This window comes from Gemmatimonadaceae bacterium (genome assembly GCA_019752115.1).
Classification (GTDB): Bacteria; Gemmatimonadota; Gemmatimonadetes; order Gemmatimonadales; family Gemmatimonadaceae; genus Gemmatimonas.
In genome coordinates, this window is sequence record JAIEMN010000081.1 from 1 (window position 1) to 10545 (window position 10545).

Below are 10545 nucleotides of genomic sequence, written 5' to 3' on the forward strand. Positions count from 1 at the left end.
CTGACCGACTCGCTCCCGGCTCCGCGAGTGTTACCCATCATCCCGGTCCAAGCGTTACCGATCATCCCGGCTGAACATACTCTCCTCTCGTCGCTCACGGCTCGGTTCTCGGCTCTTAAGATTCACCCCCAAAAACAAAGGGCCGCCGGCGCATCGCGCCGGCGGCCCTTTGTCCTCCTCCCCCCGTGGTTACGGGTTGCGGTTGATGCACCCGTTGAACTTCGGGTTGTTGCGCTCCGGGAACGGCACGATGAAGGTCACATCCGTGCCGTAGCTGTTCCCCGGACGATAGAGCATGCCGCCCGTCGGGAACACCGCACTGGCCGTGCGGCCGTACTGACGGATCAGTCGACGCATGTCGCCAAAGCGGTGGCCGGTGAGCCACAGCCAGTACGCCCGCTCACGGAAGAGCAGATCCACGGCGGCATCCTGCGTCGTGGGCGCGGTGAGCGCGGCCAGTCCGGCCACGCCACCACTCGAGCGAAGCGTGTTGAGGACGGTGGTCATCTGATCACGCGCCCCCTGTGAGCCACCGGCCCCGGCGGAATTGAGCGCGGCTTCGGCTTCGATCAACCGCGCTTCAATACCGTCGGCCAGGGTAACCGCCGACGCCAGCGTCGGATACTTGAGCTGCTGCGGCAGGTTGCGGCTCGTGCCGTCGAAGCCCACGCGCGTGGACGCCTGCCACGGCATGCGAGGATCGGCCGGCGTGCTCATGTAGTCGAGCCCGTTCGTCCCTTCGCGGGTGCCCGCCGTATAGCGCGAGCCAGCGACGAACGTGCCGCTGTTGACGCCATTGTTCTGGCGGCCCGTCGCTGTGGAGTGGAACACCTGATACCGGAACGTCGTGGGCACGGCCGACACCGCCGCCGCAGCCTGGGCAAACTGCCCCAGATTGATCAGCACGCGCGCCTTGCCCACCGCGGCCAGATTCTTGACAGTCGCACCGGAACCGATCGTGTTCGCCGAATCGAAGGTCGCGCTCGCGGCGGCCAGCATCTGTGCCGTCGTGAGCGGATCACCGTAGGCGAACGTTCCATCGCCGTTCACCTTGGAGAACGGTACGCCGGAGCAGTACGCTTCGGCGAAGAAGTCCTCGGTGAAGCCACGGATGGAATACATCTCCGAAAGCGAATCCTTGACCGCGGCGGCCGTGCTGGTCTTGGCCTTCGTCCACGCCTCGATCGCCGACGACATGCCGGCGCGCGCAAGCTGGAGCGAGTTGTACATGGAATTGATCGCGCCGCCCAGCACTTCGTTCTGATTGCGGCCGTCGGTGTTGTAGCGATCGGCGAAGGTATCCGTGGTCTGAATCTCGTCGCCCATGTTGCCCGTCGAGACCAGGAAGCCGTCGATCGTGCCCGAGTACGCCACGATGAAGTCCATCATGGACCCGTTGCGCAGCGTGGAGGCGCCCAGCGAGCCTCCCAGCGCGCTTTCGGCAAGCACGTCCGGCGTGCCGACCGAGAGAATGTCCGTGGAACACGCCGACATCGCGATCGCGGCGGCTACGGTGCCCACCGGTCCGACTACTCGGCGAGCGGCTGAAAACATACGCATATCTTTGCTCGCCTCAGAAGGTGAAGTTCATGCGCAGCGTGAAGATGCGCAGCGGTGGCGTGGAGAAATACTCTTCGTTGCCGCGCGTGTCGCTGTTCGACTGCGCCGCTTCCGGATCCACACCGGAGTACTTGGTCTTCACACCGAGGTTACGGCCCGTGAGCACGATGTTCCAACGGGACGCCTTGAACTGCTGGGCCCACTTCTCCGGCATGTCGTACGCCACCGACAGTTCGCGCCAGCGGGTGAACGAGCCATCCTCGAACATGCCCGTATACACGGCCTGCGACGTGGCCAGCGCGTTCGCCTGCTGCTGGAGCCCGACGGACTTGTCGTAGCGCCCGCGGCACGTCACGCCGTTCATGCACTGGTGACGGAGCGTGTTGTTGAACTTGAGGAAGTCCCACTTCCGGTCGATCTGCGACGAGATGCGCAGCTTGTGATTCAGCAGATCGATCGACGGCGTGAACGCCAGTTCCTTCTTGGGGAAGGTGTTGCCACGGAACTTCGTGGTGTCGCTGAAGCTCAGCTCGCTCAGGACGAGGATACCGTCGCCGTTGGCATCCGTGTAGTTGATGTCCTTGTCCCACAGGCCGTACAGCGGGTAGCCCGGCGCGTTCTTCTGCGTGTTGCGGTTACCCGAAGCAATCGGCGTGATCCCGTCGCCGAGCTTCACGAGTTCGTTCTTGTTCGTCGAGCCCGTGAGGTTGAACTGGAACCCGAACTGGTCCTTGTCGATGACCTTCTGGTTGAAGGTCAGTTCGATGCCCTGGTTCCGGATGTTGCCGACGTTCACGAACTGCGTAGTCAGGCCGGAGAGCGACGGGGCAATCTGGCGCGAGATGAGCGCGTCCTTCGTGCTCTTGTCGTAGTGCGTGAACTCGATGTTCGTCTTGTTCCTGAAGAGCGAGAGATCGAACCCGTACTCGGTTTCGGCCGAGAACTCGGGCTTGAGGCTCTGGTTACCCAGCGAGCCCAGCGAGGCGCCCGACGCGTCACCCGACGCGAGGGTGAGCGGCGCCGCCGAGTAGAAGCGCACGGCAGCCGTTGCGCCCGGAATCTGGCCGGATGCGCCGTACGTACCACGCAGGCGGAGGGAGTTGATGAAGTCGCGCTTCGGGAAGAACGACTCGTCGGAGATCAGCCACGACGCACCGAACTTGGGATAGATGACGGCGCGCGTGTTCGCACCGAAGGCGCTGGCCGCGTCGCGGCGCAGACCACCGGTGAGGAACAGCTTGTCGCGGATGGCGAACTGCTGCTCGAGGTAGTAGCCAAGCGTCCGGCGCTCGTCGAGCGATTGCGTGGACGACCGCGTGGCCGCCTGCGATACCATCGTGCCGCCCGGGGGCAGCGAGAGGCCGGTACCGGTCGTGTTCGTCACGGCCTGGCGGATGTACTGCATACCGACCGACGTCTTGGAGTTCAGCCAGTCGAGCAGCTGGAACGTCCCCGTGCCACTATAGTCAGCCGTTTGCTGATTGATGCCCACCACCGTGCTCTGGACCTGCCCCAGGCGCAGCGACGGCGAACCGGTGTTCGGGCCCTCACCGACCTTCGACAGGAACTTGTCGTTGCGCGCCGTGAAGTCGGAGCCGACGGCCGCGCGCGTCTGCAGCCACGACAGCGGATTCCACTGGGCCGAGACGCTGTTGATGAAGCGGTTGATGTTCTGCGTGGTGGTCTGCGCCAGCACGTCGCCCATCATGAATGCCCGATAGCCGCGGAGCGAATCGCCTTGCGCATCGAGGAGGTCGCGGCGATACGGGCCGCCCAAGGCCGCCACCATGAGGCCGTTGCCGTTGTCTTCGTTCTGCGGCAGGCGCAGATCGCTGTTCACGTAGGCCGAGGAGACCTGTACGAACAGGTTCTTCCGGAGCTCAGCGTTGACGTTCGCGCGCAGGCTGTTGCGGGCCAGCGCGTTCGGGCGCATGACGTCCGAGGGCAGTGAGGGCACGCCGCGACGGGCCTGCAGGCGCGTCACTTCCGAGTCCGGCATCTTGTAGATGCCGGTCTCCGCTTCCGTCTGCCCGGACACGAAGAACTGCACCTTGTCGTTACCGCCGGAGACCTGGAGGTTGTACTGCCGACGGTCGCCAGTGCCGATGGGCGTCAGCGCCTTGTCGTTCAGCACGTTGCCGTGCGAGAGCGAGTCCGCCACGCAGGTGCCGGCCGCAACGGCCGTCAACAGACAGATGGCATTGGTCGTCGGGGCCGCCGTCGTCTTGCCCCACAGCGACCACATGTCCGGATACGTCGCCGTATTCTCGATCTGCCCCTGCTCGGCCGACACGTTGTAGCGCGTCTTGCCGGACTTACCCTTCTTGGTCGTGATGACGATTACGCCGTTCGCCGCTTCCGTGCCGTAGAGCGTGGCGGCCGACGGTCCCTTCACGATTTCGATGTTCTCGATCTCGGCCGGGTTGATATCGTCCAAACGCGACGGGCCCGAGCCACCGACACCGATGGCGTTGTTGGTCGTCGACGTCGCGCGAACACCGTCAATGACGACGATCGGGTCGTTGGAGAGCGAGAAGGAGTTCTGCCCGCGGATACGGACGCGCGAGCCGGTGCCGGTGGCGCCGGTCTGAACGACCTGCACGCTGGAGGCGCGACCCGACAGGAGGCCACCCATGTTGGCGACCGGGAGTTCCGCGAGCTTGTCGCCCACGGCCACCTGCGCGGTGGAGTTGGCCAGTTCGACCTTGCGCTGCGCACCGGTCACCGTGGTGACGACGGCGGAGAGCGAGAAGGCCGCCTGCGTCAGCGCGATGTCGGACACGGTCGGCGCACCGGCCGACACCGTGACCTGCACCTTGCGGGCTTCGTAGCCGATACGCGAGACATCGAGCGTGACCGGACCGGTCGTCGTGACGCGAAGCGTGTAGCGACCGTTCTCACCCGTGAGCGTGCCGTTCTGCGTGCCATCGATGAGGACGCGCGCCTGCTGAATCGGCTGGCCGGTCGCGGCGTCGAAGACGCGACCGTTGATGCTGCCCCCCTGTGCGTGCGCCCGTGGCGCCAGCAGGGTCAGGGCCGCCGCGAGTGCAGCGGACGTACGGACCAGGAGCGCACCTGCACGCGCCATCCGCGATCTGATGGAAAAGGTTGGCGGCGCACACCCTGACTCGCCCCGCGGGAACGCCGTAGCTCCGGTTCGTTGCATCTCGTGACTCCGCTGTACAGGATCACCCTCCGGTCACCGGACGTGTGACCGGACCTGACACGCCGCGCGCGCCCAGGCAGCGGACCGGGGTCGGTCAGCCACAGGTGCGAGCCGTCGCGTCACGCTCGAAAGGGGTCCGACGGACCCCGAAATGATCAGGAGAGGGGCGAGCGCGCGGCGATGCTCAGCGCGCAGCTCGGGGAGGGACGTGCTATGGCTGCAGGGACCAGCGGAGGGAACAGCGAGGGGACCGAGGTTGGGAACTACGAGCTCGCGGTTGGAATTCGTCGTGCAGCACCGCTCCAACCAACAAGCGGATCGCGCGCGCCGTCACACCTGTGGCTGCGCGTCCGGAATCGTTTCCATCCGCCGATGGTTGGCGCGCCAACCTTACGGCGTAGGGCAGAGACTGTCAAGAAAGTCAGTCGCTGCCGGACGTATCCGCACGGGTTTCCGGAAGTTGACGTATCAAACGCGGAACCACGGACCAGCGTTGAACGCTGCCCCGTGGTTCTTTTCTATTAGATACGCGTCGGGATACGGGCAGCCAGCCCGATCCGCGTCGGATCAGTGCGACGCGGGCAAGTCGAGGGTGATGGCCGACAGCGCCACCGAATCGCTGGCCAGCGGCGTGGTGCCCGCCGGCATGCCATTGAGCTTGAGGATATACGCGACCGTGGACAGGTACTGCTCACGGGTCAGTGTCCCCGGATTGCCGTCCGGCATCGTCGTCCGAATCTGCTCGAACAGCGCGAACACGGGGCGCCCCTTCCACTTGGTGCGGAAATCGGGGCCCGTCACGTCCTTGGTTTCGTGGCACTCCGAGCAGGTCTTGGTGAACACCGCCTGCCCGGCGGCCGCCTGTTCCTCGGTGTAGACGCCGGTGGTGTCACGGGTCGCGACGGCATAGGCGTCGCGCAGATCGATGCGCCCAGGCTCCTGGGCGCGCATGCCGCTACCGGCGGCGGCGCTGGCGCCAACGAGGGAGGCGGCGAGGACCAGCGGAAGAATGCGATGACGGGACATGGCAGAAGAACGTGCGTGAGGGCGGGTTCGCTGACAAGCGGGTGCGCGAAGCCAAAGCGACGCCTGGGCGAATCGAGATTGCGGCGGACCAACGGGACTGCCATCTTCGCGCGTTCCCTCGCGGTCTGCCCTTCCGCTTATTACCCGCGCTTTCCCGAATGGATACTCCCGACGCCGCCGAGATGCCCACTGGCCCCGCGCCGACCTCAACCGGCCCCGATCAGGACGGGGTTGCCCGCCGAGACTTTCTGCGGATGGCCGGTGGGGCGGGCGTCCTGCTCGCCGCCGGCTGTGCCCCGCCGACGGCCTTCAAGTCGGCCCCGGCGCGCGGCATCAGCCGGGGCAGCGGCACCGCCAACGGGTCCACCCATGTCGTCGTGATCGGCGCCGGCGCCTGGGGGGGATGGACCGCCTATCACCTCCGCGCCCGCGGGGTGAAGGTCACGCTTATCGACGCCTACGGGCCCGGTAACTCCAAGGCCACCAGCGGCGACGAGACGCGCGGCATCCGGTCCTCCTACGGGGACCGTGCCTCCGGCGAGTTGTGGACGCCGTGGGCCCGCACCGCGATTGCCCGCTGGAAGCTGTTCGAGGAAGAGTGGGGGCCGTACTTCAAGACGAAGTTCTTCCACCAGACCGGCGACGTGATCATGCGCGCCACCGAGGAGCCCTTCATCAAGAAGACGCTCGAACTCTGGGCAGCCAACAACGTTCCGCACGAAAAGCTCTCCGGCGACGAGGCCCGCAAGCGCTGGCCGGTGATCAAGGCCGACGACATCACCGTGGCCATCACCGAACCGGATGCCGGCGTCGTGCGCTGCCGCGCCGCCACCCAGGCCGTCGCCGCCGTGGCCCAGTCCGACGGCGCCAAGCTGGTGCTCGGGCGCGTGCGCCCGGGGCCGATCGTGAACGGCACGATGGATGGGGTGGTGCTCGACGACGGCACGGTGATCCGTGGCGATGCCTACGTCTTTGCCTGCGGCGCGTGGCTGCGGAAGCTCTTCCCGTACATGGAGAACCGCGTCCGTATTCCGATCGGCCACGCGCTCTACTTCGGCGTGCCGGCCGGCGACTCACGCTTCACGTATCCCAACCTGCCGAGCTTCAACTTCCCCGGCGTCACGGGGTGGCCGATGCTGCCGGCCGACTCGCGCGGGTTCCGCGTGCGCGGCGCGATCGCGGCGCCGCAGCTCGCTCCGGCCCCGGGCGCGGCCCCAGCGGCACCGGCCGCACCGGCGAACTCCCCCGCCGCCACCGCGACGCCAGCGGTGGACCCGGCGCAGAACGATCCGGACACCAGCTCGCGCTGGACGAATCAGGATCGCGTCGATGGCGCGCGCCGTTTCCTCCAGGCGCGCTTCCCCATCCTCGCCAACGCGCCCGTCCTCGAGACGCACGCCTGCCACTATGAATCGAGCGTGAACCAGAACTTCATCGTGGATCTCGTGCCCCAGTGCACGAACGCGTGGATCGCGGGCCTCGGCCAGGCCGAAGGGTTCAAATTCGGGCCGGTGATCGGGGACTACATCGCGCAGCGTGTCATCGGCATTCCGGGCGACCCGGTCCTCGCGAAGGCGTTCAAGCTGCCCACCGAGCAGTACGAGACGCCGCGGTGACGATCGCCGGACTTCGGGTGCGGCGCCCCGCCCTGCTGCTGGTCGCCGCGCTCTTCTTCGCGTACGAGCAGTGGTCGTTCTATCAGTGGATGCAACAGAACGGGTCGGTGAGCGCCGGCCTCGCCCATGCGTGGGCCACGCTGCGCGCCGACCCGATGGTCTTCATGGCGTGGAACGACATGGGGGTGTTCACGGCCGTGGTGCTGACCTGGCTCTGGCACGACGTACGGCGCCATCATCGCTCGTTCGCCTGGTGGCCGGCGACATTGTTGTTGGGATGCCCGCCGTTGCTGGTGTATCTCGGGACCGAGCGGGCGACGTAGAACTTGGGAACTGCTCGCACAGAGGACACAGAGAACACAGAGAACACAGAGGGGCGCTCCGGATGGATTCGAAGCGTCCCTCAGTGATCTCTGTGCCCTCTGTGCCCTCTGTGCGAGCAGTTCAACCTACTCAACCAAAGCGCCGCGTCTCGCCATGCCTCAGCACACGGAAGCGCTCGGCCTCAATCCCGCGGGCTGCCAGCGCCGCCGCTAGTGCGCGCGGGGGCTCGTCGAGCGATTCGTCGGTGAGCGAAAACGTCCCCCAGTGAATCGCAACCGCTTCGCGGGCGCCGACATCCAGCATGGCCTGCACCGCTTCGTCGGGATTGACGTGCTGTGAACGCATGAACCAGCGCGGCTCGTACGCGCCAATGGGAATGGCGGCCGCATCGAAGCCGCCGAACCGCTCACCGATCTGGCGCGGTTCGTCGGAGTAGCCGAAGTCGCCACCGAACCAGAAGCGGAAGGTGGGGTGCACCACTGCCCAGCTCCCCCATTGCGTCCGGTTCCGATCGAAGCCGCTGCGATTCGACCAATGCTGCACGGGGAGGAAATGCACCTCGAGCCCGTCGGCGAGCGCACGCGACTCGTGCCACGAGACCTCCTCGACATCCGGCACCCGGCCACCAACGCGCGGCAAGTTCCGCACGAACCACGCCCCCATTCCGTGCGGCACCACAAAGCGCGGCGGGCCACCCGCCTGCCGCGCGAGTGCCCGCACGCTGGGTCGATCGAGATGATCGTAGTGATTGTGGGTCAGCAACACCGTGTCGATCTGCGGCAACTCTTCGAGCGCCAGCCCCGGCGGCTGATGCCGCCGAGGTCCGGCAAACGGGACGGGTGATGCGTACCGGCTGAACACCGGATCGAACAAGAGGTTCACGCCGGCCAGTTGCAGCAGCCCCGTCGAGTGTCCGATCCACGTCCACGCCGGAACCGTGCGGTTCTGATGCACGAACGCGAGATCCGGACGCACACCGGTGATGGGCGTACGCGGCGGCCGCGGCAGTCGCGCCCGTGTGCGCTGCACTACCCATTTCAGGACACTCGAGCCAGCAGGATTGACTGCTGACGGGTACGTCTTGGACATCACCCATCATAGTTGAAAAGCTCGTCGGGGGGACGGGGTGACGGGGAGTTCGCAACGGGGCCTGAGCCCACAGAGTTATCCCCGCCCCCCCGAATCCCCGACGAGCTGTTCAAGACGCTGGCGCTACTTCCCGCGCTTACCCCACGTCGGCGGCGCCGGCTCATTCGAGGCACGCGGGTTCTTGTACGTACTCAGCATCTTGAGCGCCTCCTGCACCGCGCGCTCGAGCTGCGGATCGTGACCGCCGATCACCTCCTTCGGGAAGTTCTCGACGCTGATATCCGGCGCGACGCCTTCGTTTTCGACCGCGAACTTGTCGTCGCGATCGAAGAAGCCGAAGCGCGGCGCGATCATCGAGCCGCCGTCCACGAAGAGCGGCGTATCGGTGGTCGCCACGAGACCACCCCACGTCCGCTGCCCCACCAACGGCCCGAGCTTGCGGCGCTTGAACATGAACGGCATGAGATCGCCGCCCGAGCCGGCCATCTCGTTCACGATCATGACCTTCGGGCCCCAGATGCCGTTCGCCGGGCTCGTGAACGGGTAGCGCTCACCGACCGGGTTGTTGAAGTAGCCGTCGAAGTCACGACCGAGCAGATCCACGATGTAGTCGGCCGCCGAGCCGCCGCCATTGAAGCGTTCGTCCACCACCACGCCCAGGCGATCCTGCTGCGCGAAGTAGTAGCGGTTGAAATACGTGTACCCCGGCTGGCCGGTGTTCGGGAGATAGACATACGCAATCTTCCCCTGCGACACCGAGTCCACGTAGCGACGGTTGGCTTCGACCCACGCGCGGCTCCGCAGCCCCTGTTCATTGGCCACCGGCACCACGGTGACCTGACGCGCACCCGTCATCTCGGGGCGCGCATTCACGGTGAGCACCGTCTGCTTGTTGGCCGTGCCATCGAGCAGGCGATAGATGTTGTCCGGCGCCCGCAGCTCGACGCCGTTCACGGCGAGGATGTAGTCGCCCGTGGCCACATTCACCCCCGGCGTGGCGAGCGGGGCCCGCAGATCGGGGTTCCAGCTTTCCGCGTCGTAGATGCGCGCGAGACGATAGCGGCCGTTGTCGATCGTGAAGTCCGCGCCCAGCAGGCCGCCCGTGGCGGTGGGCACCTCCGGCATGTCGCCGCCGCGCACGTACGAGTGCCCGATCGCGATCTCGGCGCCCATCATGTCGATCAGATAGTTGAGATCGGCCCGGTGGTTCACGTGCTCCAGCAGCGGCTCATACATCTTCCTGACCGCCGGCCAGTCACTGCCGTGCAGATTCTTCACGTACAGGTTGTTGCGCTGGTTGCGCCACCCTTCATTGAAGATCTGCTTGAACTCGGCCTTGGGATCGATGTAGGCGCGCAGCTGCGCATTGAGGCGGCCGGCACCGGCCTGCGGCGTCTGCGGGGTGGCCGCATCCACGAGGAACAGTCCGCCGTTCTGGCCACCCGTGCGATAGAGGAGCTTGCGCCCGTCGCCACTGGTAGTGAACTGCGCGACCCCGTTGAGGAAGACGGTCGCTTTGCGCGTCGCCAGCTGATAGCGATGCAGCGTATTGCCGCTCGGTCCGTCCGCCGTGCCGATGGCCGGCAGCGGTTCGAGGAAGAACACCGTCCCCGCGACGCCGGCGCGCAGCCCCGAGTAGCCGCGATCGGCGATCCCCGGGACCGCCACGATCCGCTGCTGAATGTTGTCGAAGTCGATGCGCACCGCACGCACCGGGGCCGGTGCCGGGGCCGGGGCTGCTGCGCGCGCGCTGTCGCGCGGCGC

At 66.4% G+C, this 10545-nt stretch carries 7 protein-coding genes; 2 read left to right on the forward strand and 5 right to left on the reverse strand.

Going from position 1 to position 10545, the window contains the following annotated elements; translation table 11 throughout:
- Positions 1-189: 189 nt before the first annotated feature.
- From K2R93_22015 to K2R93_22025, 3 genes are all read right to left on the reverse strand, one after another.
- Positions 190-1560 carry a RagB/SusD family nutrient uptake outer membrane protein gene (locus tag K2R93_22015; GenBank protein MBY0492528.1) on the reverse strand — a complete coding sequence of 457 codons (1371 nt, stop codon included), beginning with the start codon at positions 1558-1560 and terminating at the stop codon, positions 190-192.
- A gap of 13 nt (positions 1561-1573) precedes the next feature.
- The gene (locus K2R93_22020) at positions 1574-4648 is read right to left on the reverse strand and encodes a SusC/RagA family TonB-linked outer membrane protein (protein MBY0492529.1); all 3075 of its coding nucleotides are present in this window, start codon (positions 4646-4648) and stop codon (positions 1574-1576) included.
- A gap of 645 nt (positions 4649-5293) precedes the next feature.
- On the reverse strand, positions 5294-5752 hold the full coding sequence (locus tag K2R93_22025) for a c-type cytochrome (protein MBY0492530.1): 459 nt from the start codon (positions 5750-5752) through the stop codon (positions 5294-5296).
- A 158-nt stretch (positions 5753-5910) separates the two neighbouring features.
- Between K2R93_22025 and K2R93_22030 the strand changes: the two genes are divergently transcribed.
- Both K2R93_22030 and K2R93_22035 read left to right on the forward strand, forming a co-directional pair.
- Positions 5911-7368 (forward strand): FAD-dependent oxidoreductase, encoded by a 1458-nt coding sequence (locus tag K2R93_22030; protein MBY0492531.1) that lies wholly within the window; start codon positions 5911-5913, stop codon positions 7366-7368.
- Positions 7365-7691, forward strand: coding sequence for a DUF2834 domain-containing protein (locus tag K2R93_22035; protein MBY0492532.1), 327 nt, complete (start codon positions 7365-7367; stop codon positions 7689-7691). Before K2R93_22030 ends, K2R93_22035 begins: the two co-directional genes overlap by 4 nt.
- Positions 7692-7821: 130 nt before the next feature.
- Here K2R93_22035 and K2R93_22040 read toward each other — a convergent pair whose 3' ends face one another.
- Both K2R93_22040 and K2R93_22045 read right to left on the reverse strand, forming a co-directional pair.
- Positions 7822-8721 carry an MBL fold metallo-hydrolase gene (locus K2R93_22040; protein MBY0492533.1) on the reverse strand — a complete coding sequence of 300 codons (900 nt, stop codon included), beginning with the start codon at positions 8719-8721 and terminating at the stop codon, positions 7822-7824.
- Positions 8722-8904: 183 nt separating this feature from the next.
- Positions 8905-10545, reverse strand: a 1641-nt coding sequence (locus K2R93_22045) for a PDZ domain-containing protein (protein ID MBY0492534.1), incomplete at its 5' end; no start/stop codon positions are given.

Excerpts from the sequence above, each read along its gene's own strand:
- K2R93_22015 (MBY0492528.1), bottom strand. The coding sequence starts at position 1,560 with ATGCGTATGTTTTCAGCCGCTCGCCGAGTAGTCGGACCGGTGGGCACC.
- K2R93_22020 (MBY0492529.1), bottom strand. The coding sequence starts at position 4,648 with ATGGCGCGTGCAGGTGCGCTCCTGGTCCGTACGTCCGCTGCACTCGCG.
- K2R93_22025 (MBY0492530.1), bottom strand. The coding sequence starts at position 5,752 with ATGTCCCGTCATCGCATTCTTCCGCTGGTCCTCGCCGCCTCCCTCGTT.
- K2R93_22030 (MBY0492531.1), top strand. The coding sequence starts at position 5,911 with ATGGATACTCCCGACGCCGCCGAGATGCCCACTGGCCCCGCGCCGACC.